Annotated in this window: 28 protein-coding genes; 7 read left to right on the forward strand and 21 right to left on the reverse strand. The window is 68.0% G+C overall.

Going from position 1 to position 25,921, the window contains the following annotated elements:
• The first annotated feature begins 51 nt into the window (after positions 1-51).
• The 3 genes from AC0IXR_RS07440 (at position 52) to AC0IXR_RS07450 (ending at position 2,122) form a co-directional block, all read left to right on the forward strand.
• Positions 52-660 (forward strand): c-type cytochrome, methanol metabolism-related, encoded by a 609-nt coding sequence (locus tag AC0IXR_RS07440; RefSeq protein WP_056424425.1) that lies wholly within the window; start codon positions 52-54, stop codon positions 658-660.
• On the forward strand, positions 660-1,514 hold the full coding sequence (gene xoxJ / locus AC0IXR_RS07445; RefSeq protein WP_056424422.1) for a rare earth element methanol dehydrogenase accessory protein XoxJ: 855 nt from the start codon (positions 660-662) through the stop codon (positions 1,512-1,514). The genes AC0IXR_RS07440 and xoxJ overlap by 1 nt, the downstream gene beginning before the upstream one ends.
• Positions 1,515-1,576: 62 nt before the next feature.
• Positions 1,577-2,122, forward strand: a complete 546-nt coding sequence (locus AC0IXR_RS07450; protein WP_207413129.1) for a L,D-transpeptidase family protein — start codon at positions 1,577-1,579, stop codon at positions 2,120-2,122.
• An 11-nt stretch (positions 2,123-2,133) separates the two neighbouring features.
• Here the strand turns inward: AC0IXR_RS07450 and folK are convergent, their stop codons facing one another.
• The 15 genes from folK to AC0IXR_RS07525 form a co-directional block, all read right to left on the reverse strand.
• Complete coding sequence (folK, locus tag AC0IXR_RS07455; protein ID WP_311275146.1) at positions 2,134-2,607, reverse strand: 2-amino-4-hydroxy-6-hydroxymethyldihydropteridine diphosphokinase; 474 nt, start codon at positions 2,605-2,607, stop codon at positions 2,134-2,136.
• A complete protein-coding gene (gene folB / locus AC0IXR_RS07460) occupies positions 2,604-2,981 on the reverse strand; it encodes a dihydroneopterin aldolase (protein ID WP_056256306.1) in 378 nt (125 codons plus the stop codon). The genes folK and folB overlap by 4 nt, the downstream gene beginning before the upstream one ends.
• The gene (folP, locus tag AC0IXR_RS07465) at positions 2,978-3,814 is read right to left on the reverse strand and encodes a dihydropteroate synthase (RefSeq protein WP_471760296.1); all 837 of its coding nucleotides are present in this window, start codon (positions 3,812-3,814) and stop codon (positions 2,978-2,980) included. Before folP ends, folB begins: the two co-directional genes overlap by 4 nt.
• Positions 3,815-4,027: 213 nt before the next feature.
• Positions 4,028-4,396, reverse strand: a complete 369-nt coding sequence (locus tag AC0IXR_RS07470; RefSeq protein ID WP_056424410.1) for a hypothetical protein — start codon at positions 4,394-4,396, stop codon at positions 4,028-4,030.
• Positions 4,377-5,090, reverse strand: a complete 714-nt coding sequence (locus AC0IXR_RS07475; RefSeq protein ID WP_471760299.1) for a hypothetical protein — start codon at positions 5,088-5,090, stop codon at positions 4,377-4,379. The genes AC0IXR_RS07470 and AC0IXR_RS07475 overlap by 20 nt, the downstream gene beginning before the upstream one ends.
• Entirely contained in the window at positions 5,087-6,244 is a 1,158-nt protein-coding gene (pqqE, locus tag AC0IXR_RS07480; protein WP_056256323.1) for a pyrroloquinoline quinone biosynthesis protein PqqE, read from the reverse strand. Before pqqE ends, AC0IXR_RS07475 begins: the two co-directional genes overlap by 4 nt.
• A complete protein-coding gene (gene pqqC, locus AC0IXR_RS07485; protein WP_471760300.1) occupies positions 6,241-7,317 on the reverse strand; it encodes a pyrroloquinoline-quinone synthase PqqC in 1,077 nt (358 codons plus the stop codon). The genes pqqE and pqqC overlap by 4 nt, the downstream gene beginning before the upstream one ends.
• A 148-nt stretch (positions 7,318-7,465) precedes the next feature.
• Positions 7,466-8,365 (reverse strand): pyrroloquinoline quinone biosynthesis protein PqqB, encoded by a 900-nt coding sequence (gene pqqB, locus AC0IXR_RS07490; RefSeq protein ID WP_056424402.1) that lies wholly within the window; start codon positions 8,363-8,365, stop codon positions 7,466-7,468.
• Between the two features lie 44 nt (positions 8,366-8,409).
• Entirely contained in the window at positions 8,410-8,499 is a 90-nt protein-coding gene (gene pqqA, locus AC0IXR_RS07495; protein ID WP_018043604.1) for a pyrroloquinoline quinone precursor peptide PqqA, read from the reverse strand.
• 179 nt (positions 8,500-8,678) lie between these two features.
• Positions 8,679-9,383: a response regulator transcription factor gene (locus tag AC0IXR_RS07500; protein ID WP_056424399.1), complete on the reverse strand. Its 705-nt coding sequence runs from the start codon at positions 9,381-9,383 to the stop codon at positions 8,679-8,681.
• Positions 9,380-10,993 carry a sensor histidine kinase gene (locus tag AC0IXR_RS07505; protein WP_311275150.1) on the reverse strand — a complete coding sequence of 538 codons (1,614 nt, stop codon included), beginning with the start codon at positions 10,991-10,993 and terminating at the stop codon, positions 9,380-9,382. The genes AC0IXR_RS07500 and AC0IXR_RS07505 overlap by 4 nt, the downstream gene beginning before the upstream one ends.
• A 92-nt stretch (positions 10,994-11,085) precedes the next feature.
• On the reverse strand, positions 11,086-11,460 hold the full coding sequence (locus AC0IXR_RS07510; RefSeq protein ID WP_471760302.1) for a hypothetical protein: 375 nt from the start codon (positions 11,458-11,460) through the stop codon (positions 11,086-11,088).
• Positions 11,461-11,508: 48 nt separating this feature from the next.
• The gene (topA, locus tag AC0IXR_RS07515; protein ID WP_471760303.1) at positions 11,509-14,277 is read right to left on the reverse strand and encodes a type I DNA topoisomerase; all 2,769 of its coding nucleotides are present in this window, start codon (positions 14,275-14,277) and stop codon (positions 11,509-11,511) included.
• A gap of 210 nt (positions 14,278-14,487) precedes the next feature.
• The gene (locus AC0IXR_RS07520) at positions 14,488-15,321 is read right to left on the reverse strand and encodes a molybdopterin-binding protein (RefSeq protein WP_471760304.1); all 834 of its coding nucleotides are present in this window, start codon (positions 15,319-15,321) and stop codon (positions 14,488-14,490) included.
• Positions 15,318-16,223 carry a cytochrome b/b6 domain-containing protein gene (locus AC0IXR_RS07525; protein WP_471760305.1) on the reverse strand — a complete coding sequence of 302 codons (906 nt, stop codon included), beginning with the start codon at positions 16,221-16,223 and terminating at the stop codon, positions 15,318-15,320. The genes AC0IXR_RS07520 and AC0IXR_RS07525 overlap by 4 nt, the downstream gene beginning before the upstream one ends.
• Positions 16,224-16,388: 165 nt before the next feature.
• Between AC0IXR_RS07525 and AC0IXR_RS07530 the strand changes: the two genes are divergently transcribed.
• The 4 genes from AC0IXR_RS07530 to dprA are packed head-to-tail and all read left to right on the forward strand — an operon-like array spanning position 16,389 to position 20,476.
• On the forward strand, positions 16,389-17,333 hold the full coding sequence (locus AC0IXR_RS07530; RefSeq protein ID WP_311275153.1) for an aspartate carbamoyltransferase catalytic subunit: 945 nt from the start codon (positions 16,389-16,391) through the stop codon (positions 17,331-17,333).
• Entirely contained in the window at positions 17,333-18,649 is a 1,317-nt protein-coding gene (locus AC0IXR_RS07535) for a dihydroorotase (RefSeq protein ID WP_471760306.1), read from the forward strand. Before AC0IXR_RS07530 ends, AC0IXR_RS07535 begins: the two co-directional genes overlap by 1 nt.
• Positions 18,646-19,254, forward strand: coding sequence for a glycerol-3-phosphate 1-O-acyltransferase PlsY (gene plsY, locus AC0IXR_RS07540; protein ID WP_471760307.1), 609 nt, complete (start codon positions 18,646-18,648; stop codon positions 19,252-19,254). The genes AC0IXR_RS07535 and plsY overlap by 4 nt, the downstream gene beginning before the upstream one ends.
• 31 nt (positions 19,255-19,285) lie before the next feature.
• Positions 19,286-20,476, forward strand: a complete 1,191-nt coding sequence (dprA, locus tag AC0IXR_RS07545; RefSeq protein ID WP_471760780.1) for a DNA-processing protein DprA — start codon at positions 19,286-19,288, stop codon at positions 20,474-20,476.
• A gap of 281 nt (positions 20,477-20,757) precedes the next feature.
• Here dprA and AC0IXR_RS07550 read toward each other — a convergent pair whose 3' ends face one another.
• From AC0IXR_RS07550 to AC0IXR_RS07575, 6 genes are all read right to left on the reverse strand, one after another.
• A complete protein-coding gene (locus tag AC0IXR_RS07550) occupies positions 20,758-21,687 on the reverse strand; it encodes a virginiamycin B lyase family protein (RefSeq protein ID WP_471760308.1) in 930 nt (309 codons plus the stop codon).
• Between the two features lie 176 nt (positions 21,688-21,863).
• Entirely contained in the window at positions 21,864-22,394 is a 531-nt protein-coding gene (locus tag AC0IXR_RS07555; RefSeq protein ID WP_056424374.1) for an SRPBCC family protein, read from the reverse strand.
• A gap of 28 nt (positions 22,395-22,422) precedes the next feature.
• On the reverse strand, positions 22,423-23,019 hold the full coding sequence (locus AC0IXR_RS07560) for a DUF447 domain-containing protein (RefSeq protein WP_056454114.1): 597 nt from the start codon (positions 23,017-23,019) through the stop codon (positions 22,423-22,425).
• A 4-nt stretch (positions 23,020-23,023) separates the two neighbouring features.
• Positions 23,024-24,607: a DUF6513 domain-containing protein gene (locus AC0IXR_RS07565; RefSeq protein ID WP_471760309.1), complete on the reverse strand. Its 1,584-nt coding sequence runs from the start codon at positions 24,605-24,607 to the stop codon at positions 23,024-23,026.
• A complete protein-coding gene (locus tag AC0IXR_RS07570; RefSeq protein WP_471760310.1) occupies positions 24,604-25,182 on the reverse strand; it encodes an amino acid kinase family protein in 579 nt (192 codons plus the stop codon). The genes AC0IXR_RS07565 and AC0IXR_RS07570 overlap by 4 nt, the downstream gene beginning before the upstream one ends.
• Positions 25,179-25,886 carry a (5-formylfuran-3-yl)methyl phosphate synthase gene (locus AC0IXR_RS07575; protein WP_311275160.1) on the reverse strand — a complete coding sequence of 236 codons (708 nt, stop codon included), beginning with the start codon at positions 25,884-25,886 and terminating at the stop codon, positions 25,179-25,181. Before AC0IXR_RS07575 ends, AC0IXR_RS07570 begins: the two co-directional genes overlap by 4 nt.
• Positions 25,887-25,921: the final 35 nt, after the last annotated feature.

The following is a 25,921-nucleotide window of genomic DNA, read 5'->3' on the forward strand; positions in this document are numbered from 1 at the left end:
ACTTCGAACGTCGGTCGAACGGGCCGACGGTTGCTCCTGGGAGAAACGTCGTTGCAGTATCAAAGCAAAGCCGCCATCCGTCCGCTCGTGGCCGCCCTCGTTTTCGCATTCGCTTCCGCCGGCGCCGTTCAGGCCCAGGATGCCAAGCCCGCCGCTGATCCTGCCGTTGCGAACCAGCTCGATCCGAATGCTCCTGAAAAGGACGCCAAGCTGATCGACAAGTATCAGGCGGTGAAGGTCGAAGACGGAAAGTATTCCGACGGGGATGGCGCCCCGACCTACCACATCACCAACGACGGCAAGAAGTTCGACTGGTACGCCTATTCCGGCTACCGCCGCTACCATGCCGAGTGCCACGTCTGCCACGGCCCCGACGCCATGGGTTCGACCTACGCGCCCGCCCTCAAGGACTCGCTGAAGCGCCTGTCTTATGAGGAGTTCGTCGGCATCATCGCCGGTGGCAAGCAGGACATCAGTTCGAGCGGCACCAACGTGATGCCCGCCTTCGGCGATAACAAGAACGTGATGTGCTACGCCGACGACCTCTACGTCTACCTGAAGGCCCGCGCCTCCGGTGCCATGCCGCGCGTGCGTCCGACCGACAAGGAAGACAAGCCGGAAGCGGCCAAGAAGGCCGAGAAGGAGTGCCTGGGCGGCTAATGGCACGCTTTGGCTCCTTTACCACGACGGTTTGCGCGCTCCTGCTGATCTCGGCAGGGGCGCGTCCCGCGTTGGCGCAGTCGCTTCCCGACCTCGTCACCACGGATGTCCTGCGCGTCTGCGGCGACCCGGGCAACATGCCGTTCTCCGAACGCAAGGAGAACGGATTCGAGAATAAGATCGCGGCGATCCTCGCCGACGAGCTCAAGGTCAAGCTCCGCTATTACTGGCTGACGCAGGGGCCCGGATTCGTTCGTAATACGCTCGGGACCGGGTTGTGCGACCTGATCATCGGCTCGGCTGCCGGCGGTGAGCTGGTCCAGCACACCAATCCCTACTACCGCTCCAGTTATGCCCTGGTCGTCCGCAGCGGCGAGTTCGACGACGTGACCCGGCTCGACGATCCGAAGCTCAAGGGCAAGTCCATCGGTGTCATCGGGGGGACGCCACCCGTGAACCGGATGGGTGAGCTCGGCTTGATCGCGTCGATGAAGGCCTACGCTCCCTACCAGCTCGATCCCTCGCGCAAGTACCAGACGGTCTCCGCCGAGGTCATCGGTGATCTCGCCGAGAAGACAATCGACGCCGCGATCCTGTGGGGGCCGGCCGCGGGTTGGCTCGCCAAGCAGAGCGGTGTCGCCATGAAGGTCGTGCCGCTGCTGCAGGAGCCTGATCGTCCTGCTCTCACCTTCCGCATCGCCATGGGCGTGCGGATGGAGGAGAACGATTGGAAGCGCAGCCTCAACACGATCCTGCGCAAGCGCCGGGCCGATATCGAGAAGGTTCTGCGCGACTACGACGTGCCGTTGCTGGAGGACGAAGGCAACAAGCTGCTCGAACCGGCCGCGCCCTGACAGGTCGTCAGGACTCGCGGGGTTTGGTATGAGCCCCCCAGGTTCGAGCGGAGAGAGTGGCAATGCGACGATGGCGGATCGGCCTTGCGGTCGGAGCTCTCTTCGCCTTGGGTGCGGTGGGGATCGTCGCGGTCGATCGCGCCCAGATCGGCCGCGTCGCACCCGAGCTCGTCGCAGAGCCTGAACGGGCCGACCGTGTTCTCGTCGAGAAGTCGGCCCGCCGCCTGACTCTTCTGCGTGAGGGCCGCGTTCTGGCGACCTATCCCGTCTCTCTCGGATTCTCGCCCATCGGTCACAAGCAGCGGGAGGGCGACGGGCGTACGCCTGAGGGGCTGTATTCCATCGCCTACCGCAACCCGCTCAGCGTCGCCCATCTTTCCCTGAAAGTGTCCTATCCGAACGAGGCCGATACGCTGGCCGCCCATGACGGCGGCTACGAGCCGGGCGGCGACATCATGATCCACGGGATCATGAACGGCTTCTCCTGGCTCGGCCGGCTCCACCGGCTGAAGGACTGGACCAGCGGCTGCGTCGGCGTGGCCAATGACGAGATGGCGGCCATCTACGCGCGGGTGGATGTGGGAACGCCCGTCGAACTGCGTCCCTGAGCGGGTGGATCTCAGTCCCGCACGATACCGGTGGTGTCGAGCTTCGACAGGGCTTGGCTCACGGTCTCCGGCCCGATGACCAGATCCGGCGCGATCTCGGCGAGCGGAACGAGGACGAAGGCGCGCTCCCGCACGAAACGATGCGGTAGGACGAGACGCTCGTCGGAGATCGCCGCCCCCTCATACGAGAGCACATCGATATCGATGACGCGTGGCCCCCAGCGCCGCTCGCGCACGCGACCCATGGCGGTCTCGATGGTGAGACCTGTCTCCAGCAGGTCGTGGGGAGTCAGGTCGGTCTCGACGGCGATGGCCGCGTTGAGGAACCAGTCCTGATCGGTATCGCCCCAGGGGGGCGTGCGGTAATCGCTTGACCGTGCCGTGAGACGGATGCCCGGGCTGGCTTCGAGCCGCCGGATGGCTTCGGCGATGGTCGCGGCCTTGTCGCCGATATTGCTGCCGAGACCGAGATAGGCGGCACTCATCGCGGGAGTCCGGCCCGGCTGCGCAGGATCGAGATGGCGACGCCGTCGATCACCGCCGGTACCGGCGCGCTCGGCTTGTCGACGCGCACGACGATGCTGTCCACGCCCTCGAACCGCTCGAGGATCTCGGCGGCGATGGCCTCGGCCAGAGCTTCGATGAGGGCGAAGCGCCGGGTGGTGGCGATGCGCACGACGATCTCGGTGAGGTCGGCATAGCTCACGGTCTTCGCCACGTCGTCCGACAGACCGGCCGGCCGCAGGTCGATCCGGCAGTCGAGGGAAATGTAGAAGCGCTGGCCGATCCGCGCTTCCTCCTCGAGGAGGCCGTGATAGGCGAAGACGGCGATGCGTTCGACCAGGATGCGGTCGGTCATGGAGCTGTCCGCATCACGGCGTCGACCACGCGAAGGGCGTCGACATGGGGCGCCACATCGTGGACGCGGACGATGTCGGCCCCCAGCGTGGCGGCGAGGACGTGGCTCGAGAGCGAGCCGAACAGGCGATCCACCGGCTTCGTCTCGGCATTGTGCAGGCGCCCGAGCATCGACTTGCGCGAGACGCCGACGAGGACGGGAAAGCCCAGCGCCTTGATCTCGGGCAGGCGCCGCATGGCTTCGAGATGCTGGGCCCAGCTCTTGCCGAAACCGATCCCCGGATCGAGTACGATGTCCCTATCCGAGATGCCGGCGCGGCGGGCGATGTCGAGGGATCGCTCGAAGAAGCGCAGCATGTCGGCGATGATGTCGATCGCGGGATCGATGGTCTCTCGATTGTGCATTACCATGACGGGCGCGCCATGGGCAGCCGCCACGCGGGCGATGTCGGGCTCGCGCTGCAGGCCCCAGACATCGTTGACGATGCGCGCACCGGCCGCCAGCGCCACGTCGGCGGTAGAAGCCTTGTAGGTGTCCACCGAGATGGGGACCGCAAGGCGCGGGGCGAGATCGCGGATGACGGGCAGGATGCGGGCCTGCTCCTCCTCGGCCGACACGGGCGTATGGCCCGGCCGCGTCGATTCTCCGCCGATATCGACCAGGGCCGCCCCTTCCGCCACGAGCGCGCCAGCCTGGGAGCGTGCCGCCTCGACACCCTCGAAACGTCCGCCATCGGAGAAGGAGTCCGGGGTGACGTTGAGGATACCCATGACGAGCACGCGCTCTCCGAGACCGGGCAGAAGGGTTTTCAGGATCGGAGGAGAAGACGTCACGGGAGCTCTTCGACGAGGGATCGATCTCTATGCTGTAGACCAGGATGGTCCCATTCTTCCACCTCATCCTGAGGTGCCGAAGCAAAGCGAAGGCCTCGAAGGAGGCCTCCAGGTCGCGTCGCGAGCATTGGAGGGCGCCTTCGAGGCCACTTCGCGGAGCCTCAGGATGAGGTGGGTGGATAGGGGCACCGAATCTGGGGTGGATCCCGCCGGTTACACTCCGCCGCGATAGCAGCGGATCTCGGCTTCGGCCTGGGCGCGGCGAAGATCCGCGACCTTGTCGTCGAACACTTTGGTCGATTTGAATTCGTTCGAGCGGGCGCCGATGCCCTGGCGCATGGACAGGACCGTGCTCGCCTGGACGTATTTGTCATAGGTCAGGATCGACGCGAGGGCGTCGATGGAGCAGGAGCAGCGAGAGAGCGCTTCCCGCGATTGTCCGTTGGCCGCCATGCAGCCGAACACGTAATCGGCCCGTGCCTCGGTAGGGTAGTCGTTCTCGCTCTCCACGGCCTGGGCCGGTGCGGCGGCGACGCCGAGCGCGAGCGCGATAAGGCCGCCTTTAGCCAGCATTCGGATCATAAGTCAGGTTCTCCTGGAGAAGCTCGCCGCCATCCTTGGACTTCGACTGCGCTTCGATGGAGAGCAGCTCGCCGGGCACGGCAGACGACGTCACGAAGGTGTATTTCAGGTTCTCGAGGCCGCGCATGCGGTCCTTCATCTTGTCGTCGATGAAGGGCTGCACCTCAACGCGCCAGGCATCCACGGTCTGCCCCTTCACGGTCGCCGTCGTCGCGGTCACCGTCGCGTTGTCTCGCAGGGCCTTGCGGATCCCGTTCTTGATGTAGCGTGGGTTGGCCGAGAGCACCTTGGCGAGGTCGATGAGGTGATGTTCCAGAAAAAGGGTCATCACCGGGTTGCCGGGCATGTCGTTGAACGGGCCGGCGGGGAAGCGGTTCGCGCCCGAAAACATCTGTACGCGGATCGTCCGGTTTTCCGGCGCCGCACCGGGCTCGATGGTGAGCTTGATCTGGTCGTCCATGGTCGGGCCGAACGGACCCTTGGAGATGCCGCTGCGCCGGAGATAGGCGTAGGTGAGGGTCGAGCCCGGCGGCACGTTCTTCATCTGCGGCTCTTCGAAGAGCAGGTCCGAGGCGTTGGGCGGGGTGGCGGTGCTGGCCTTGGTGACAGCGGGCGCATCGGCCGGGGGCGTACCCTGCGCCAGGGCGGGCAGGCCGGCAAACGAAAGAGCGAACGCGACGAGAACGGGCTTCACAGGGGAGCATCCTCTTTCAGGGGCGGCGGCGCAACACGGTCCACGTTGCTGCCGATCGTCCGGTAGACATAGTCGGGCGGTGTCTCGGCCGCCTCTTCCTTGGCGAGTTCCCGCACCTTCGAATGGAGGGGGGAGAGCGAGCAGGCTGGGTCGGTGGCGGCGGCATCGCCGGCCAGAGCCAGCGCCTGACAGCGGCAGCCGCCCCAATCCTTCTCACGCCGGTCGCAGGAGCGGCACGGCTCCTTCATCCAATCCGTCCCGCGATAGGCGGTGAAGGCCGGGGAATTCGCCCAGATATCGGCGAGCGAATGGTCGGAGACGTACCAGAATTCGAGATGCTTGATGGTCTCGGCGGCGTGGCAGGGGAGCACCTTGCCAGCGGGCGTGACGTTCATCAGCTTGCGGCCCCAGCCGCCGGCGCAGGCCTTGGGGTACTTCGCGTAGTAATCGGGCACGACCAGATCGATGACGAGCTGGCCCTTCAGCCGCTCGCGCGCCGCCTCGACGATACGGATCGACTGATCGACCTGGGCCTTGTCCGGCATCAGAGCGGCGCGGTTCACATAGGCCCAGCCGTAATACTGGGTGTGGGCGACCTCCAGGCGCTTGGCGCCGAGCTTGACGGCCAAGTCGATGAAGCCCTCGACCTCGTGGATGTTGCCCCGATGGATCACGGAATTCAGCGTCAGCGGAAGGCCGAGCTGCGTCACGCGTTCGGCAAAGGCGAATTTCTGCGGCTGAGCGTTCTTCAGGCCGCCGATTTTCTCCGCGTTGGCCGCGTCGACGCCTTGCACCGACAGCTGCACATGGTCGAGGCCCGCGTCGTAGAGGGCGTCGAGCTTGGCCAGAGCACCGCCGACGCCCGACGTGATGAGATTGGAATACAGGCCCAGCTTGGCGCAGGTCTGGGTGATCTCGACGATGTCGCTGCGGGCCGTGGGCTCGCCGCCGGAGAGGTGGACATGCAGCACGCCGAGACCCGCCGCCTCCGTCAGCACGCGCTGCCATGTCGCCGTATCGAGCTCGCCCGAGCGCCGGTCGAGTTCGAGCGGGTTCGAGCAATAGGGACAGCGCAGGGGACAGCGATGGGTCAGCTCCGCGAGGAGCCCGACCGGAGCCGGCAGGGAAGGGGTATTCGGCGTGATGGCGTTCATCGCTCCAGAACCCGTTTCGTGGCGAGGTCGTTGAGCATGGCCAGGACGTCGACCTCGATCACGTCCGGGTCGGCGGTGAAGGTCTCGGCGAGCTTCACCGCAATGTCTCGCACGCTGCGCTGCCCATCCACGAGGGACAGGACCGCCACGGCATTGGCGTCGAGGTCGAAGGTGCGCTCGGGCGCCAGCAAGACGTGCTGGCCGCGCACTTCGTCATGGCGCAGGCGGACGCCGCGAGGCAGACGAGGCACGTCGCCCGACCGGATCGTGCCGGTGCCGGCCGCCTGCGCCACCTCGGGCACGAGGCCGGTGCCGGGCGTCCAGGCATCCGGCGGGGTCATGCCCGGAGCCACATAGGAGAAGTGGAGCGCGTCGAGCTGCGTCCAGAGCACGTTGCACTTGAAGGTCAGCGCGGCCATGGCCTGACGCTGCAGCTCGGGCGTTGTGGCGTGCTGCTTGACGTAATCGATGGCGAATTCCGCATCGCGCGGGGCCTGGGTCAGGCGCTTGTCGAAATAGGCCAGCGTGTCCTTGGTGATGAAATCGTAGTTCTTCAGCATCCCGGCCACGCGCTCGGAGATGATCGTCGGCGAGAACATCTCGGTGAGCGAGGAGGCGATGGCCTCCAGCAGCGAGCGCTCCTTCACGAAATGCACGTAGGCATCCACCGAGAAGCGCGTCGCCGACAGGATACCTTGCGTGGATTCCACGTAGTCGCGACGGAAGCCGACGCCCTCGGCCAGCTTGAGCCAGCGCTCGATGCCGCCATCGCCGGGTGCGTCGCCATCATGATCGACGATGCGCTGACGCCAGACGCGACGCAGGCTCGCATCCTCCATGCGGGCGAGCACGGCGGCGTCCTTCACCGGGATCATGGCCTGGTAATAGTAGCGGTTGAGGGCCCAGGCCCGGACCTGGTCCTTGTTCAGCTTGCCGTCGTGAAGCAGGCGGTGGAACGGATGCAGGTTGTGATAGCGCCTCGCGCCGATGTCCCGAAGCGCCGCTTCGAGTTCTTCGGGGCTGAGCAGGCGCAGGGACTCGTCGGTCTTGGGCGTGGGGAAAGGCGCGGTCATGGCGTAGCTCGGCGTTTCGACGAAGGGCGGCGAGGAGAACTTTTCTTATAGATGGCGCCGATTTCCGTGAAGGCCACGGACATGGACCGCACAATCCCATTGGACACAATATAAGGTGGCGGCATTAAAATGCCAGCCGGGCGCCGATCTAGAGCGCCAGGGTCAGCCCGTCATGGGCGACGGTCCAGCCTTCCGCCTCCACCGATCGGCGTTCGTCCGATTCTTCCACCAGCACAGGATTGGTGTTGTTGATGTGAACGAAGACGCGGCGACCGATTTCCACATCGGCGAGCGCGGCGATCGATCCGCCCTGTCCCGTCATCGGCACGTGGCCCATGCGCCATCCGGTCTTCACGCCGACCCCGGCGCGGATCATGTCGTCGTCGAGCAGCACGGTCCCGTCGAACAGAAGCGCGTCGACACCCGATATGCGTCGCTTCAGCCCATCCGTGACGCGGGCGCAGCCGGGAATATAGGCGAGGCGACGCCCACCGGACTCGATCATTGCACCCACGGTGGTCTCGGTCTCTGCGCCGATCTCCATGGTCTCGTCCTCGAGCCAGAGCGGCACCTTTCCCGGCACCGAGAACAGTGTGACGGTCAGGCCGGGAACTGGCTCGAAGGCATGGTCGAGGGCGATCTTCTCGCGCGACACCACGTCGGCGGCCATCACGTCGAAGACCCGGTTGGCGTTGACCGAATCGAGGATGCCGGAGGTGGCGTAGAGCGTGTAGGGCTGGCCTTCGCGCAGGGTGAGCAACCCCGCCACGTGGTCGACATCGCCATTCGTCAGAAGCACGGCATGGATCGGCGAATGGCGCAGGCCTTCGCGCGGATGCATGGCCGGATTGTCGAAGAGTTGCTGCCGGATGTCCGGCGAGGCGTTCACCAGGAGCCAGCGCTCGCCATCGGGCGACACGGCGATGCTCGACTGGGTTCGAGGGCGCACCTTCGAGGAATCCTCGCGGGCGAGCGAGCAGATGGGGCAGCGGCAATTCCACTGGGGAAGGCCGCCGCCCGCGGCCGAGCCGAGGATCACGACATGCATGGCTGAACCGGCGCTGCCTCGATCCTCAAGCACGACATGATGTCTTAGTTGAAGGTGTCGATCTCAGCCGACTCGTAGCTGGTGACTTCCATGCCGACACAGATCTCGGAAACGACGGGGGCAGCCCAGGTCATGGTGTTTCTCCTAGATGGTTTCTTGAACGTCAGCAGCGTCCAGATCTCGCTTAAGAAGATCCTAAGACACTGACGGCGCAGTCATTTCTGTCGCGGGAGCTATATCGACAATTCCGCCGGACTCTTCAAGCGATAAATTGCCGGATCGTCCCGGAACAGGCCGAGAAAGCGCATCGTGCTCAGTGGCGGAAATCCTGGCCCCGCAGGTCGAGCATGAAGCCCCGGCCCCGCACGGTGACGATGACCGGCCCGCCGAAGCGCACGAAATCGGACAGCTTGGTACGTAGGTAACCCACGTAGACATCGACGACATTCAGCGACAGGCCGCCCTGGCCCGCCCATAATTTGTCGAAGATGTCGCCGCGCGACACCGGCTGGTTGGCCTTGTCCATGAGGAGAGCGAGGAGCTCCGCCTCGCGCGGCGTGAGGCGCGCCGTCGCATCCCCGAGGGAGACCTGACGAATGTTGAGATCGAGGACGAGCTTGCCTGCGGTGACGATGGTGCGCGGCTGGTCCGATTCCTTGCGGCGCAGGAGATGCGTCTGCAACCGGGCGAGGAGTTCGTCGAAGACGAAGGGCTTGACGATGTAGTCGTCGGCCCCGAGCGCCAATCCTTCCGCCCGGTCACGGACCTCGTCGCGCGCCGAGAGGAACAGGATCGGGCCGGGATAGCCGCCTTCGCGCAGGGAGCGGCAGACATCGTGGCCGGACCCGTCGGGCAGGGTGATGTCGAGGACGACGGCGCCGGGCGCCTCGTCACGGGCGGAGGTGAGGGCGTCGTCCACGCAACCGGCTACGCCCACGGAGAACCCTTCGGCCTCCAGGCCCCGCGCCAGCATGGCCCTGATGTCGCTGTCGTCCTCGACGATGAGCACTCGCGTCATGCGGCGCTGTCCTTCCGCTTCGTTTCCTGTCCGTCCCCGGGATCGAGGTCGAGGATGGGCAGGACGAGCGTCACGCGCGCACCCTTCCCGTCCTCGCCCGCACCGAGGCTGATCGCCCCATCATGGCGCTCTGTCACCCAGCGCGCCAGTGCCAAGCCGATGCCAAAGCCCGATTCCCCGGAATGGCCCTCCCGCCGGAAGCGCTCGAACAGATCCGCACCCGCCGCCGGGAAGCCCGCGCCGTCATCCGTCACCGTGATCGTGGCGGAACGCGCCTCGTCCACGGTGAGTCCCACGACCACGCGCGTCAGGCCCGTCGCGTGCCGCAAGGCGTTGTCGATGAGGCTCTCCACCACCTGCCGCAGCCATTCCCTGTCCGCCAGGAGCGTGACGTCGCGGCGGCCCGGTTCGAGGGTCAGGGCCACCCGCCGGCGCGCCGCCTCAGAGGCCGCGCTGTCCACCGCATCGGTGAGGATGGCCACGGCGCTGGTGGCGCGCCGGTCGAGCTCGATCTGGCCGGATTCGGAGCGCGCGACCCGCAGGAGATCCTCGACGCGGCGCTGCAGGCGGAGTGCCCGCTTGCGGATGGTGGCGAAGACCGGCGCGTAATCGACCCCCGGCCTGCCGGCCGAGCGGGCGGCGATGTCGCATTCGCCGAGGATGACCGTGAGCGGCGTGCGCAGCTCATGGCTGACATCGGCGAAGAAGCGCCGGCGCGACCGGTCCACCGCCTCCAGGCGCTCGTTGGCCGCCCGCAGGTCGGTGGTCCTCGCCTCCACCGTATCCTCGAGGGCAGCGCGGTCGGCGGCGAGCCGCCCCTCGCGCCGGGCGAGGCGTGCGGCCATGCGGTTGAAGTTCGCCACCAGCAGGCCGAGCTCGTCCCGCGTCGCCACCGACAGCCGCGTATCGAGCTCGCCGCGCCCGACGGCGCCCGCCGCCCGCCGCACCGCTTCGATCCGTGCCAGGGTCGGCCGGGTCACGGCCCGGTACAGGACGAAGACGAGGGCCAGCGCCAGGACGACGGCGGCAAGCGACGCGATCCGCAGGGTCGAGGACAGGTGGCGGGCCTCGTCCGAACCCGCGATCATCGAGCGGCGCTCGACTTCGATGAGAAACGAGAGCGGCTGGCCGGTCATGGCGCCGAATCCGTTCAGCGCGCCGCGAATGGTGTTGCGCCGCTGCTCTTCCTCCGACTGGCGCAGGACCTGGGAGACCTGCCGGTCGAGGATGGCCCGGGCAGAACGGAGCTGAGCGAGGGGACGTGTGCGCGCCGCATATTGCATCCGGTCGAGGGGATCGTCACTGACGGCGATGCTCTTGCCGAGAGCCTCGTCGACGGCCACCAATGCCCGGTCGACATTGGCCCGGGCGATGGCGAGCCCTTCCGGCTGTGCATCGGGATTGCTCACCGCCTCCAGGGCCGCGAGCCCGTACTGGGTCATTCGCCCGGACAGTTCCACCAGTAATTCGAGCCGGCCTTGTGCCGCGAGCGTCCGATCAATGGTGCGTTCGGCCGCGCCGATGGAGCCCAGCACCCCCAATGCCGCCAGGACGACCAGAAGTGCTGCGCCCCCGAGCAGCAGCGCGAACCTTACCTTCAGAGAGCGCATCGCTTATGGCCGCCCGTGTCTCGCCGTTCCCCGGAGGGTGAGCGATAGCGCAATCCGCCAGGGCGTCCAGACCCATCACAGATGGGACCGGGTCACAGGTCTTTCGGCAGGCTCTCCCGCGCCGCGCAGCGCCACCGCGTCACGTGCCATTCGGGGTGGCTCTCCTGCCAAGTGGCGAGCGCGCTCTGAGCGGTGCGCAGGCAGATGAACGGGTTCGTCGCCTCGTAGGACAGGGAGATCCTGTCCTCCTTGCACTGGGAGGGCTGTGCCGCGAGGCAGATGGAGAGCAGGATCAGCATGGGGCGAAAGCCTCGAGCCGCGAATGACAATCCGGCAATGGTCCGCCAGACCGGCGGGCGGACGCAAGAGCGGATGAGGGCGTTCGCACGCGTAGGGTTGTCGCGGAAGACAGGGCCGTCGGGAGCATCCCCCCTCTCGCCGAGTGCAGGGAGAGGGGGGATGCGCATCGTCGTTGCGTCGGTCTCGCCTCCAGGGAGGAGAGGCGAGCCGATGGATCAGGCCTTCTTGCGCGTGGCCGGCTTCTTCGCCGTAGTGGTTTTGGCAGCACTCGTCTTTGTTGCCGTCGCCGTGCTTTTCGCGGCCGTCCCGGCCGGTTCCTTGGCCGCCGTCGCCTTGGTCGCCGCCTTCTTGGCGGGAGCCTTCGCCGTCCCCGCCTTGGTCGTGGTCTTGGCAGCCGTCTTGGTCGCGGTCTTGCGGGCCGGAGCCTTCTTCTTGCTGCCGCCCGCCGCTTCGCGGGCGGCGATCAGTTCAAGCGCCTGGGGCAGGGCGATGTCCTCGGCGGCCATGGTCTTGGGCAGGGTCGCGTTGGTGGTGCCGTCGGTAACGTAGGGGCCGTACTTGCCCGATTTCACCACGATGGCCTTGCCCGTCTCGGGATGCGCCCCGAGGGAGCGGCCGGGATCGGAGGCGGGACCCCGACGACCGCCACCCTGCTCTTTGGCAACGATGAGATCGATGGCGCGGTTGGCGCCGATCTCCAGCACGTCGTCGTCGCGGCCGAGATTGGCGTACATCTTCCCGTGCTGGACGTAAGGTCCGAACCGCCCGAGATTGGCCAGGATCGGCTCACCGGTCTCGGGGTGCTTGGCGACTTCGCGGGGGAGGGAGAGCAGGCGCAGGGCCTTCTCCAGATCCACCGCGGAGGGGCTGAGCCCCTTGGGCAGAGAGGAGCGCTTCGGCTTCTCCGCGCCCTTCTCCGTCGACGCCTCGCCGAGCTGCACGAAGGGGCCGAAGCGGCCATCGCGCAAAGTTACCGGCAGGCCGCTGACGGGATCGTTGCCAAGTACGCGGGTGCCCGGCTGGCCCCCGTTCTCGGACGAGCCATCGCCCTCGCCCTCGACGCCGGAGGCGGCGAGCTGGCGGGTGTACTTGCACTCCGGGTAGTTCGAACAGCCGACGAAGGCGCCGAACTTGCCGAGCTTGAGCGACAGCTGTCCCGAGCCGCAGGTCGGGCAGGTGCGCGGGTTCGAGCCATCCGCCTTTTCGGGGAAGATATGCGCGCCGAGGAGATCGTTCAGCGCGTCCAGCACCTCGGTGACGCGGAGCTCCTTGGTTCCGGAGATCGCGGCCGAGAAATCCCGCCAGAAGTCTCGTAGCACTTCACGCCAGTCGATCTCGGCATTCGAGACCCGGTCGAGCTGGGTCTCGAGGTCGGCGGTGAAATCGTACTCGACGTAGCGCTTGAAGAAGCTCTCGAGGAAGCCGGTGACGAGGCGGCCCTTGTCCTCGGCCACCAGGCGCTTCTTCTCGATCTTCACGTATTCGCGGTCGCGCAGGGTCTGCAGCACGGCGGCGTAGGTCGAGGGCCGGCCGATGCCGAGTTCCTCCATGCGCTTGACGAGGCTGGCCTCGGAATAGCGCGGCGGCGGCTCGGTGAAGTGCTGAGTCGAGACGATGCGCTCGCGCTTCAGCGCGTCGCCCGCCTTCATCGGCGGCAGGCGCTTGCCGTCCTCGTCCTCCTCGTCGTCCTTGCCCTCCTGGTAGAGGGTCAGGAAGCCGTCGAACTTCACCACTTGACCGGTGGCCCGCAGCTCGATCCTGCGCGGGCCGACGGAGGCGACGATATCCACCGTGGTGCGTTCGAGCTCGGCCGATTCCATCTGGCTGGCCACCGTGCGGGTCCAGATCAACTCGTAGAGCTTGGCCTGTTCGGCATCCACGTAGCGGGCTACCGACTTCGGTAGCCGGCTCATGTCCGTAGGACGCACGGCCTCGTGGGCCTCCTGGGCGTTCTTCGCCTTGGCGCTGTAGCGGCGCGGCGCGGTGGGGAGGTAGCGCTCGCCGTATTCCTTGCCGATGACGCGACGGGCATCGGCGATGGCCTCCGGCGCCATGTCGACGCCGTCGGTCCGCATGTAGGTGATAAGACCCACCGTCTCGCCGCCGATCTCGACACCCTCGTAGAGCTTCTGCGCGGCGCGCATGGTCTGGGCGGGAGCGAGGCCGAGCTTGCGCGAGGCCTCCTGCTGGAGCGTCGAGGTGGTGAAGGGCGGGGCGGGGTGGCGCTTGGCGGGCTTCGCCTCCACGCTGCCGACCTCGAACGTGGCGAGTTCGAGGTCGCGCTTGAACGCGGCGGCGTCCTCGCCGTTGCCGACGTCGAGACGCTGGATGCGCTTGCCGTCGGCACCGACGAGACGCGCCTCGAACACCGCGCCCTCCTGGGTCACCAAGGTCGCGACCAGAGACCAGTATTCGCGGGGCTTGAACGTCTCGATTTCACGCTCGCGCTCGCAGACGAGGCGCAGGGCCACGGACTGGACGCGGCCGGCCGAACGGGCTCCGGGCAGCTTACGCCACAGGACCGGCGAGAGGTTGAAGCCGACGAGATAATCCAGTGCCCGGCGCGCCAGATAGGCGTCGACCAGGGCCTGGTCGATCTGGCGCGGGTTGCGCATGGCGGTGTCCACCGCCGCCTTGGTGATGGCGTTGAAGGTCACGCGCTCGATAGGCATGCCCTTGATCGCCTTGCGGGCGTTCAGAGCCTCGACGACGTGCCATGAGATGGCCTCGCCCTCGCGATCCGGATCGGTGGCGAGGATCAGGCCGTCGGCACCTTTCAGTGCCCTGACGATCTCCGAAACGCGCTTCGAGCCGCGGTCGTCGAGCTCCCAAAGCATGCGGAAATCCGCCTCCGGGTCGACGGAGCCGTCTTTCGCCGGAAGGTCGCGGATATGGCCGAACGAGGCGAGCACCTCGTAGTCGCGGCCGAGATATTTGTTGATCGTCTTGGCCTTGGCCGGCGACTCGACGACGACGACTTTCATGTGCGGATCAGCCTCTCGTCAGCGCCCGAGCTGCCGCCGGGGCTCGCAGCCGGCGGGGTTCACACCCGTCGGGACTCACAAATTGTGTGCAAGACGTAAAACATGGCCTGGCACCATGGCCGGCCCGGCGCTTGGCGGGGGACAAGTGGGTCAAGGGCGCGGGGTTGTCAAATCGGAAGGAGCCCGGGCCTTTGCAAGATCCGGTACCTGTCAGATCCCCGCATACCATTCGTAGCCGCGATCCTCCCAATAACCGCCCTGGCCGTCTCCGATCCCGGACAGGCTGTCCACGACCTCGATCCGCATGACGTATTTGGCGTGTTTGTAGCCGAGCTGCCGCTCGACCCGCAGGCGCAGGGGCGCGCCGTTCGAGACGGGCAGGGCCTTGCCGTTCATGTCGTAGGCCAGGATCGTCTGCGGATGGAAGGCGTCGGTGAGGTCGATGCTCTCGTAGTACCGGATCGGACGACCGTTCGGACCGCCATCGCCGGCCTCTATCTCCGCCACGTCCCCACCCTCGAGACCGCCACCGGCCATCTCCATCGTGTCGGCGCAATGGAACACGACGTAGCGCGCATTCGGTTTCAGCCTCGCCCGGGTCAGGACTTCGCCGAGCGGAACGCCCGTCCACTTGCCGATGGCGCTCCACCCCTCGACGCAATCGTGCCGGGTGATCTGGGTCCGGGAGGGCAGGGCGCGCAGATCCGCGAGGGACAGGTCCTGCGGTTGTTCGACGAGGCCGTCGATTTTCAGCCTGAAGGTCGCGAACCCGGCCTTGGCCAGGGTCTTGTAGTCGTCGTCCGGAGGGTCGATCGTCCCGTTCGGCTTGAACCAGGGCGAGATGTCACCTTCGTAAAACTCGTGGGCAAGGGAGGTGGGCGTCAGCAGCAGGCGCTGCACGAACAGGTTGGCATCCTCCCCGAGCTTCAGCGTGCGCCGTCCCCAACCGGTGCCGGCGATGCGGTCGCAGCCGCCGAGGAGGGCAGCACCCAGCAGGCCGGCTGCGCCGGTGAGGATGCCGCGACGGTTGGGAGCGCGCGTCATCGGCCCTTCCTCGGATCGGAGGTCTTGCCCGGATAGGAAGTCCTGCCCGGATCGGAGGTCTTGGTGGTCTCGATCACGAACCAGCCGGTGACCATGCCGCGCAGGTTGTTCCAGGCCCCCGAGACCAGCACCAGCGCCACATGGACGAGGGTGAAGAGCACGAGCAGGTTCGTGACGATGAAATGGACTGTCCGCGCCGATTGCCGGCCGCCGAACAGGGCGGGCAGGGGCAGCACGGCATTGAAACCCGGCGACATGGCGAGGCCCGTGAGCAGCATCAGCGGCAGGAGGAGGACGATGACGACGAAATAGCTCAGTTTCTGCAGCGTGTTGTAGCGCCGGGCCTCGTCGCCTTTCGGGAAGGTCAGGGTGAGGTGCTCGCGGACCGAGCCGCCGAAATTCCGCAACTGGTCTCTCTGAGGCACGATCCGGCGGCGCAACTGGCCGCTCTCGAGGCCGTAGATGAGATAGATCAGCCCGTTGATCACGAAAGCCCAGGCGAACAGGAAGTGCCAGCGGCGCCCGGTGGCGAGGTCCTGCTGCGACGGCAGGGTGATCCAGACGGGGAAGGCCCGGCCCGTGGCCTGTCCCTGCACGGTGGAGAGGCCGAGCCAGCCGGTCGTGTCGATTGCGTGATCGCCGATCCTGACGATCCCCCGCGCCGCGCCCTCCGCCGTCTCGTCGTTCGTGATGGCGAGGAGCGGCGCGTCGAAGGTCGAGGCCGAGCCCCAGTACAAAGCCGGATGGGCGTTGAAGATCTGCAGCCCGCTCATCAGCAGCACGGCGAGGCAGACGAGGTTGATCCAGTGCGCGGCCCGGATCACCATGGGGTGGCGGAAGATCCAGCGGCGGTGGATCGTCTCGATCCGCTCGTCGGGCCGTCTCGTCGTGCTGGCTGCCAAGGGGCGGACTCCGGCCTCGATCACGTCTCGCGCCCATCCCGAATCGCCGGGTGCGCGCATGCTCGGCGAGACTACGAGCCAGGGGGTGGAAAGGTTACACGTCTCGGACTTCTTGCCGGGCTCCTTGCCGCTCCCCGTCCGCCTCCCTATAGCCATGGTCTCAGAATGACCGTCGCACCCGCCTCCTTCCCCCATCGGCACCTTCTCGGCATCGAGGGGCTGTCGCGCCCCGATATCGAGGCCCTCCTCGACCGGGCGGAGGATGCCGTGGCCCTCTCCCGCCAGGTGGAGAAGAAGCGCACCACCCTGCGCGGCCGCACCCAGATCAACCTGTTCTTCGAGCCCTCGACCCGCACCCAGAGTTCGTTCGAGCTCGCGGGCAAGCGTCTCGGCGCCGATGTGATGAACATGTCGGTGGCCTCTTCCTCGGTGAAGAAGGGCGAGACCCTCATCGACACGGCCGCCACCCTCAACGCCATGCGGCCCGACATCATCGTCGTGCGCCACCACTCCGCCGGGGCCGTGCATCTCCTGGCCCGCAAGGTGGATTGTTCGGTGGTCAATGCCGGCGACGGCGCCCACGAGCACCCGACCCAGGCCCTCCTCGACGCGCTCACCATCCGCCGCAACAAGGGGCGGATCGAGGGGCTGCGGGTCGCGATCTGCGGCGACGTCCTGCACAGCCGCGTCGCCCGCTCCAACATCATCCTGCTCCAGGCGCTCGGCGCCCGCGTGCGGGTCATCGGCCCCTCGACCCTGCTCCCCACCGGGATCGAGCGTTTCGGCGTCGAGGTCTTCACCGACATGCGAAAGGGCCTTGAGGGCTGCGACATCGTGATGATGCTGCGGCTCCAGCGCGAGCGCATGAACGGCTCCTTCGTGCCCTCTGTGAAGGAGTATTTCCGTTATTTCGGCCTCGATGCCGAGAAGCTGGCGCTGGCCGCGCCCGACGCCCTGGTGATGCATCCGGGACCCATGAACCGCGGCGTCGAGATCTCGTCCGAGATCGCCGACGGGGCGCAATCCCTGATCCGCGAGCAGGTGGAGATGGGGGTCGCCGTCCGCATGGCGGTCCTCGAAGCCCTCGCGACGCATCTGCCGAACGCCTGATGGTCATGACCGGACACGTCCTCCTCACCCATGCCAGCCTCCTCGATCCGGCTACGAGCCGCGAGGGGCCGGGCCATGTCCTCGTCCAGGACGGCCGCATCGCCGACATCGCCTGGGGTGCGTCACCCGCTGCCCCTGAGGGCGCCGAGATCGTCGATTGCGGCGGCCATGTCCTGAGCCCCGGCCTCATGGATCTCCGTGCCTTCGTCGGCGAGCCGGGCGCCGAGCACCGTGAGACCCTGGCCAGCGCCAGCGCGGCGGCGGCGGCCGGCGGGGTCACCACCCTCGTCTGCATGCCGGACACCAACCCGGTCATCGACGGGCCGGCCATCGTCGATTTCGTCCTGCGCCGCGCCCGCGACACGGCCTGCGTCACCGTCCTGCCGGCCGCCGCCATCACCAAGGGGCTGGCCGGCCAGGAGATGACCGAGTTCGGCCTGTTGCAGGAGGCGGGAGCCGTCGCCTTCACCGACGGCCTCAAGGCCGTTCGCAACGCCCAGGTGATGCGCCGCGCGCTCACCTATGCTCGCGATTTCGACACCCTGCTGATGCAGCACGTGGAGGAGCCCGACCTCGTCGGCGAGGGCGTGATGAACGAGGGCGAGATGGCCTCGCGGCTCGGCCTCGTCGGCATCCCGCGGGAGGCCGAGACGGTGATGCTGGAGCGCGACATCCGCCTCGTTCGCCTCACCGGCGGCCGCTACCACGCCGCCATGATCTCCTGTGCCGATTCGGTGGAGATCGTGCGGCGGGCCAAGCACGACGGCCTGCCCGTGACCTGCGGCGCCTCGGTGAACAACCTCGTCCTCAACGAGGGCGATATCGGCCATTACCGCACCTTCTGCCGGCTCTCGCCGCCGCTGCGGCACGAGACCGACCGCCTCGCTTTGGTGGAGGCCCTGAACGAGGGCGTGATCGACGTCATCGTCTCCGACCACAATCCCCAGGATGTCGAGACCAAGCGCCTGCCCTTCGCCGAGGCCGCCGATGGGGCGCTCGGCATCGAGACCCTGCTTGGCGCGGCGCTCCGCCTCGTCCATACCGGCGACGTGGCGCTGCCTCGCCTGCTGGAGGCCCTCACCGTCACCCCGGCGGCGATCCTGCGGCGCGAGGCCGGGCGTCTCGCCGTCGGCGCGCCGGCCGATCTTGTGCTGATCGATCCCGACCTGCCCTACGTGCTCGACAAGCGGCGCCTCAAGTCGCGCTCCAAGAACTCGCCCTTCGACGAGGCGCGGCTGCAAGGTGCTGCAATCCTGACCATGGTCGGCGGGCACGTCGTCTACCGGGCCGCGCAGGGTACGGAGGCGGCGGCGTGACCCCCGTCCTCGATGCCGGCTGGCCTCTCCTGCTCGCGAGCCTCGCCGGCGGCTATCTCGCCGGCTCGATCCCGTTCGGGCTGATCGTCACGCGTTTTGCCGGCCTCGGCGACGTCCGCGCCATCGGCTCGGGGAATATCGGTGCCACCAACGTGCTGCGCACCGGCCGCAAGGGGCTCGCCGCCGCGACCCTGCTCGGCGATGCGCTGAAGGGTACCCTCGCCGTGCTGGCGGCGAAACAATTCGGCGAAGGTGCGGCCTTGGCGGCCGGGCTCGGCGCCTTCCTCGGCCACCTCTTCCCGGTCTGGCTCGGGTTCAAGGGCGGCAAGGGCGTCGCCACCTTCCTCGGCGTGCTCCTCGCCTTCAGCCCCATCGGGCTCGCCGCCTTCGCGGCAATCTGGCTCTGCCTCGCCTTCACGTTGAAATACTCGTCGCTCGCCGCGCTTGCCGCCTCGGCCGCGACACCCATCGTCCTGTGGGTGGCGGGACAGCCTGCGGTTGCGCTGCTCTTCCTCATGCTCGCGATCCTGCTATGGTGGAAGCACGCTCCCAACATCCGCCGACTGCTCGACGGCTCCGAGGGGCGGATCGGGCAGAAGGGCTGACCTTCCGTCGAGGGAGGTCCGGGGCATGGGCATGCAACTCAACCCCGCCCAGCGCCTCGACTGGCTCCGGCTGATCCGCACCGAAGGCGTCGGCCCGCGCACCTTCCGCACCCTGATCAACCGGTTCGGCGGAGCCGGCGCGGCGTTGGAAGCCCTGCCGGACCTCGCGAAGCGCGGGGCCAAGCGCGTCGTGCCGGTGACGCGGGCGCAGGCGGAAGCCGAATTGGAGGCGGCGGCCAGGATCGGGGCCCGCCTCGTGGCCATGGGCGAGGACGATTACCCTAAGCTGCTCCAGGCCGCCGATTCGGCGCCGCCCCTGATCGCGATCCGGGGGCAGGCGGCGATCCTCTCCCGGCCCGCCATCGCCATCGTCGGCTCCCGCAACGCGTCGGCCGCCGGCCTCGGCTTCACCGAGCGTCTGGCGCGGGGCCTCGGCGAGGCCGGCCTCGTGGTGGTCTCGGGGCTGGCGCGCGGCATCGATGCCCGCGCGCACAAGGCGTCCCTGGCCTCGGGGACGGTGGCGGTGCTCGCCGGGGGCCATGACCGGATCTATCCGGCCAATCATCAGGCCCTGGTGGAAAGCATTCTCGATTCCGGCGGCGCGGTGCTGGCCGAGATGCCCATGGGCTGGGAGCCCCGCGGCCGGGACTTTCCCCGGCGCAACCGCATCATCTCCGGCCTCGCCTATGGGACCGTGGTGGTGGAGGCCGCGCGGCGCTCGGGCTCGCTCATCACCGCGCGCTTCGCCCTCGAACAGGGCAGGGAGGTCTTCGCCGTGCCCGGCTCGCCCCTCGACCCGCGCGCCGAGGGCACCAACGACCTCATCCGCCAGGGCGCGACCCTGGTCTCGGAGGTGGAGCACGTCACTTCCGCCATCGCGCCGCTGCTCGGGCGCGGGGATTTCGAGCAGGGGGCCGGACAATTGGCCCTCGACCGGCCCGATCTCGCCGACGCCCCGATCTTCTGGGACGAGCTCGACGGAATCGGCGGCCCGGCCCCCGAGGCGGAGGAGAAACTTGAGGGGCTGGAGCCCGAGGAGGCGGAACCCGCCGACGACCGCGCCCGCCTCATCGCCTATCTCAGCCCGACCCCCATCGGCACCGACGATCTCGCCCGCGCGGCGGGCCTCAGCGTGCGCATCGTCCAGACGACGCTGCTGGAACTCGAACTCGACGGCCGGATCGAGCGGCATGGCAGCGGAGCCGTGTCGCTGGTGTCATAGGGAGGACGAGTGTCCGTCTCTCTCGCCGCCTGCCTACTGGTTCTCCCATCTCGCGGGATGCGCTGTCCTGCCCTCCTCCCCAGCGGATCGCGGACCTGCCCGAGATTCATCGAGCTTGTGGGGAGGAGTTGGAGGTAGGGGTGGTTGGGCGACCCTGATCCTTCGGAGGCTGGCGGAGCCACCCCCACTCCTAACCTCTCCCCACAAGGGGGAGAGGGACGCGTTCTGCCTGAAAAAGCAGGTGTGGGAATGCCATAGCACCGCCCGCGCGGATGCGCGCGCTACCGCAAAAAGTCCCCGAACGAGCGCGGGCCGTCCGGCACCGGGATGTCCTTGATCACCTTCAGCGTCGTGGCGTCGATGACGCCGAGGGTGTTGGAGCCCCAGTTGGTTACATAGAGGCGGCTGCCGTCGCGGGAGGCGGCGATGCCTTCCGGGTGGTCGCCCACCTCGATGGCAGCCACGTTGGTGAGGGTCTTCAGGTTGAACACCGTGACGGTGTTCGAATACTGGTCGGTGACGAAGCCGCGCGTGGCGGTGAGGGCCACCACATAGGGCCGCTCGCCGGTGGTGACCCGGCCGAATTCCCGCCGTCCGGCCACATCGATGACGGAGACGTCGTTCGACATGACGTTGGCGGTGTAGGCGCGGGTGCCGGTCTCATCGAGGGTGATGCCGAACGGGTGCTCGCCGACCGGGATCTTCACCGTCTCGGTGGCGGTGGCCGCATCGACCACGGAGACGGAATTGCCCTCGCGGTTGGCCACCAGGATCGTGGCGCCGTCCGGCGTCACCGCGATGCCCGAGGGCGAGGCGCCCACCTGGATCTCGGTCTCGATCTTGGAACCGTCGGCCGAGACCACGAAGATGCGGCTGCCGTACCAGTCGGCCACGTAGACTGCCCCGGATTTCGGATTGACGGCGACGCCGAGCGGGCCGCCGGGCAGGGCGAGCGTGCCCGTCACTGCGCGGGCGTCGAGATCGACGATGGCGAGGCCGTGGCCCTCGGGGCGGGTGACGTAGGCGGTCTTGCGATCGGGCGACAGGGCGATGCCGGCCGGCGCCCCGTCCACCGGGATCTGGGCGGTGACGACCTGCGTGTCGAGATCGACCAAGGCGAGGATGTTGGCCCCCTGCGCCGTGATCAGGGCCTCGTCGGCGAGGGCGGGGGCGTTGGTCAGGGTGAGGAGCAGGCCGACGACCTGCGCCACTCTCCTCCCCCTTGTGGGGAGGAGTTGGAGGTGGGGGTGGTTGGGGGACCCTCCTGCTGCGGAGGCTGGCGGAAGCACCCCCACCCTCGGTCCCTCCCCACAAGGGGGAGGGAGGAGCGCGTCGCCACTCGGTCCGGTACGAACCACCGGATCCGAGGCCCTAGGGTAAAACAGGCTCAAGAGCCCTTCTCGGCCTTGGCCTTCACGTTATCCAGGCCGGCCTTGTAGAGGCCGAGGACGGCCGCCTTGGAAGCCTCGTCGTTCAGGTCCGGCGGCGGATCGTTGTTCATGTAGCCGCGGTAGAACGCGCCGCGCCACGTCACCTTGGACTTGGCGCCGTCGCCCTCGACCTCGATGGTCGAGGAATAGTCGTTCACCGGCAGCGTCTTCACGTCCACCTTGGTGATCCGGTACATGTAGGTCTTCTTCTCGGCGTCGTATTTGGCGAGCTCTTCCTCGACCGTGGCGCCGCCCTTGAGGGTCAGGACGCGGGTGGCCTTGACCTCGTTGCCGCCCTTGCCCTCGGTCTTTTCGACCACGGGAATCCAGCTGCCATCCTGGAAGTTGCCGAGCACGGCCCAGACCTTGTCGGCCGGGGCGTTGATCTCGATGGTCTGCGAGACCTTCTGGCGGGTCGGGCCATGGGCCTGCGCCGCGTAGGATACCGTGGCGAGCGCCGCCACGGCGGCCAGCGTCTTGAATCTCATCAACCCTGTCTCCTCGGGAACGCACCTTCTAGGGTGCTTGGGGGGCTCGTGCGAGAACCGGTTCGTCGCGCCCGAGGGCAGCGGCGACCTTGTCCTCGATCCAGTCCCAGGCCTCGCGCTCGGCGGGCCCGGCTGTCTTGGATATCGCGATGGCGTGGTAGCGCATCTCCGTCAGGATCTTGTCCGGCTCCAGCATGTGCAGGCGCGTCGACAGGATCGCCGCCTCCAGCACCGCACCTTGAGCCCGGTTGTAGCCGAAGAACGGCATATGGCTGGCGCTGTGTACCATGCGGGCACGATAGCGCGGGCGCGTCGCATCGTCCTCCACAGAGATCACCTCGAACTCGGCATGGCCGAAGCTCTCGGCGAGGCGCCGGCCCGGGATGCGGTCGCAGGGCAGGGTGGCCCAGTCGCGCCGCCCGGTGACCGCGCCGGCGATCACCCGCACGTCGCTCGGGCTCGACGCGGCGAAGACCGGGTTGGCCTCGAGGTTGAGGATGGTGGGGGAGGGCCGGAACGGGGCCAGCACCCAATCCTCGCCCTCGCGGATGAGGCCGAAGGGTACGAGATGCAGGTCGCCGGAGGGCGAGGTGGTGGTGACGATGGTCTCGAGGATCAACGGCATCGGATCAGGACTCGCCGCTCTGGTCGGGCCGGTCGTTCGGGACGAATTTTCCGCAGACGATGCGGCCGCCCTCGTCCGAGAGCGCATCGCCGGCCCGCGACCGGCGGGGCTCGTTCGGGGCTGGCTCGATCCTCTCCGGCCTGGCCGCACCCGCTTCCGGGGGCACGGCATCGCGGGTGGCGCGCTCCGCGCCGCTGGGGCCGGAATGCTTGGTATGCCCGGCCTTCTTGAAGGCAGTGGTGTCCTCCACCTCCTCGTCGGCGGCGACGCCCCAGCGCAGGGGCTCGTCCTGGACGTAGCGCTTGCCGAGGCGCCAGGCCGTCTCGGCCTTGGTCAGCTCGCCGCCGAGATAGAAGGCGTGGGCCCCGTCGGCGGCGACATCGAGATCGGGAAAGAACGCCATGGCGTCGGTGCCGATCGTGTGGACGTCGCGGTTGAAGGCGTGGATGCCGTCCTCGGCCACCGCGATGCGGTAGTTCGGGTCGCGCACCTCCGCCGCCTGGGCCGCGATCTCCTCCGGGGTCTGCACGAAGGGGCGCTTGTCGTGCACGGCCAGCAATTGGCGTCCGTAGCCCTTGGGCAGGGCGGAATCGGCCTTTGCGGCGAACATCACCCGGCGGGCGGCGTCGTGCTCCTCCACCGTGCGCCGGGTGTGGTTGGAGACCTGCACGATCAGGACGTTGCGGATCGACAGTTCCGAGCACATGCCCACGAGGAGGGCGGTGACGCCGAGGCTGTCGGCCTCGGTGAGTTCGGTGAGGTTGCCGGTGCCCATCATCATCTCGATGCCGGGCCAGCGCTTGCGCGTCTCGTGATAGCGCGTGATCGATTCGACGAAGCCGAAATGGATCGGCTCCAGGATCGGGTCGGCCATGTAGGGCCGGCCGGCCTTCTCCATGCGCTCGATGGCGCGGTCGAGGGAGGGCAGGTCGTCGGGCCGCATCGGCACCAGGATCGGCACCGCATCGGTCTCGAAGGCGAGGTCCAGGGTCTCCTCGTTGAGGCTGAGCAGGAAGTCGGCCCCGGCTTTCGCCCCGCGGGTCAACTCGTCGAGGGAGAAGGAATCGACGCTGACCTTCAGGCCCGCCCCCTTCAGCAGGCGTACGCACTCTTCGAGATGCGGGAACTCGGTGTCGGGGAGGCCGCCGAGATCGATCACGTCGGCGCCGCGTCGCGCCAGGTCGAGGCCCTTGGCCAGAATCTGCTCGGGATTCATCTTCGAGGCATCGACGATCTCGGAGAAGATGCGCAGATCGTGCCGCGAGAGATCGACGTTGCGTCCCGCGAGGCCGAGATAGGCCGGAAGGTCGACCACCTCGTCCGGCCCGCGCTCCACCGGCAGGCCGAAATGGGCAGACAACGCCTCCTGATTGGCGCGGCAGCGGCCCGGCAGAACGATGCGCGTGGCACCGTCGGGGATCGTCACGCGACGGCGGATGATCTCCTCGGTCATCAGGGCGGCGACCTTCACACCGGCATCGGCGATGCTCCAGGTGAAGCGCTCGGCCGGCAGGGTCGCGGCGACCTTCTCCAGGCGAGCTTTCGCCATCCGGCCGGTGATGAAGACGAGATGTTCGGGCGCGCTCACGCGGCGGCCCTTACGATATCGGCGCCCGGACCCCGGATCACGATCTCGCCAGCGTAGGACGCGGCGAAAGCGGGGAAGGCCGCATCGATCACGCCCATCCGGACGAGGTCGGACAGGCTGGCGCCCGCCGGGCGATCGATGGATTTCACCAGGATGCAGCGGGGCGCCTCGAGTTCGGTGGCGAGCCAGAGGGCGAGGCTGTCCGACGTGACGTCCCAGGTCTCGGGGATGGAAGGGTGTCCGTTTTTCAGCGCGACGGGGTCCCAGATGACGGACGCCTCGGCCGAGCGGGCTTCCATTACGCTGCGCACGATGGCGAGGCGCGGCTCGCCCTCCGAAAGCACCTCCGCCATCCGGCCCATGGCATCGAGGGCGAGGCGGTGGGCGAGGGCGTCCGAGAAGCCCAGTTGTCCCTGGGCCTGACGCACCGCGTCGGCGAACGGACCGCCGCCCGGCACGACGATGCAGCGGCCCTCGCCGCCATCCGCCAGGACGCCGAGAAGCCGTCCGAGCCGCGCCGCGTCCGAGACGAGGCTGCCGCCGAGCTTCACGATGGTGGGAGGCGCGCCCGTCACGCCGCGTTCCGCCGGTCGAGCCCGCGAAGAGTCTGCACGGCCAGGGCCACGCGCTCCGCGTCGAGGCCGCGCGTCCGGTCGCTGCCGAAGCAGAGGCCGCCGCGAAAGCCGAGATAATCCGGCCGGTGCACGGCGAGGACGGCGATGTCGGCGATCGTCAGCGATCCCGCGAGACCGGAGAGCAGGCCATGGAGGCGGGCGTCGGCGGTGAAGGCCGAGAGGCGAGGGGCGGGCAGGAGGTCGCCGAGGCGCCGGCCGTCTTTGGCGGCGGTGTCGATCATCACCCCGGCAAAGCCCGCCCCGGCGAGGCGGCCGACGAGGTCGTCCGGCATCGGTGCTCCGGCGAAGAGAACCGCGATCAGGCGGCCGGGGGCGGCCCGCGCCGCGGCGGCGAGGGCGTCGTCGTCGAAATCGGCCCGCACGGCGACCTTGACGTAGCCGATCCCGGTCCCGGCCATCGCTGCGACCGATCCGGGCAGGGAGGCGGCGTCCTGCGGCTCGCCGGCCACCGCACTGCTGACGGCCTCGTCCGCGATGGACGCGACGATCGCCCTGACCGTCTCGACCGGGAGCGCCCCGAGCGCGCCCCGGACGGGGTCCTTGGCATCGACGAGGTCGGCGCCCGCCCGTGCCGCCATCACGGCCTCGTCGGCGTCGCGGACGCTGACGAGGAGGCGGGGACGCGCGCGCAGATCGGATGACATCGGCTTCGACACGGAATGATGGGGCAACGGGAGAC

This window comes from Methylobacterium sp. AC832, from assembly GCF_979256025.1.

Coding starts and splice junctions, on each gene's coding strand:
- xoxJ (WP_056424422.1), top strand. CDS start 660: ATGGCACGCTTTGGCTCCTTTACCACGACGGTTTGCGCGCTCCTGCTG.
- AC0IXR_RS07450 (WP_207413129.1), top strand. CDS start 1,577: ATGCGACGATGGCGGATCGGCCTTGCGGTCGGAGCTCTCTTCGCCTTG.
- folK (WP_311275146.1), bottom strand. CDS start 2,607: ATGAGTGCCGCCTATCTCGGTCTCGGCAGCAATATCGGCGACAAGGCC.
- folB (WP_056256306.1), bottom strand. CDS start 2,981: ATGACCGACCGCATCCTGGTCGAACGCATCGCCGTCTTCGCCTATCAC.
- AC0IXR_RS07470 (WP_056424410.1), bottom strand. CDS start 4,396: ATGATCCGAATGCTGGCTAAAGGCGGCCTTATCGCGCTCGCGCTCGGC.
- pqqE (WP_056256323.1), bottom strand. CDS start 6,244: ATGAACGCCATCACGCCGAATACCCCTTCCCTGCCGGCTCCGGTCGGG.
- pqqC (WP_471760300.1), bottom strand. CDS start 7,317: ATGACCGCGCCTTTCCCCACGCCCAAGACCGACGAGTCCCTGCGCCTG.
- pqqB (WP_056424402.1), bottom strand. CDS start 8,365: ATGCATGTCGTGATCCTCGGCTCGGCCGCGGGCGGCGGCCTTCCCCAG.
- pqqA (WP_018043604.1), bottom strand. CDS start 8,499: ATGACCTGGGCTGCCCCCGTCGTTTCCGAGATCTGTGTCGGCATGGAA.
- AC0IXR_RS07500 (WP_056424399.1), bottom strand. CDS start 9,383: ATGACGCGAGTGCTCATCGTCGAGGACGACAGCGACATCAGGGCCATG.
- AC0IXR_RS07505 (WP_311275150.1), bottom strand. CDS start 10,993: ATGCGCTCTCTGAAGGTAAGGTTCGCGCTGCTGCTCGGGGGCGCAGCA.
- AC0IXR_RS07510 (WP_471760302.1), bottom strand. CDS start 11,460: ATGCGCATCCCCCCTCTCCCTGCACTCGGCGAGAGGGGGGATGCTCCC.
- topA (WP_471760303.1), bottom strand. CDS start 14,277: ATGAAAGTCGTCGTCGTCGAGTCGCCGGCCAAGGCCAAGACGATCAAC.
- AC0IXR_RS07520 (WP_471760304.1), bottom strand. CDS start 15,321: ATGACGCGCGCTCCCAACCGTCGCGGCATCCTCACCGGCGCAGCCGGC.
- AC0IXR_RS07530 (WP_311275153.1), top strand. CDS start 16,389: ATGACCGTCGCACCCGCCTCCTTCCCCCATCGGCACCTTCTCGGCATC.
- AC0IXR_RS07535 (WP_471760306.1), top strand. CDS start 17,333: ATGGTCATGACCGGACACGTCCTCCTCACCCATGCCAGCCTCCTCGAT.
- dprA (WP_471760780.1), top strand. CDS start 19,286: ATGCAACTCAACCCCGCCCAGCGCCTCGACTGGCTCCGGCTGATCCGC.
- AC0IXR_RS07555 (WP_056424374.1), bottom strand. CDS start 22,394: ATGAGATTCAAGACGCTGGCCGCCGTGGCGGCGCTCGCCACGGTATCC.
- AC0IXR_RS07560 (WP_056454114.1), bottom strand. CDS start 23,019: ATGCCGTTGATCCTCGAGACCATCGTCACCACCACCTCGCCCTCCGGC.
- AC0IXR_RS07575 (WP_311275160.1), bottom strand. CDS start 25,886: ATGTCATCCGATCTGCGCGCGCGTCCCCGCCTCCTCGTCAGCGTCCGC.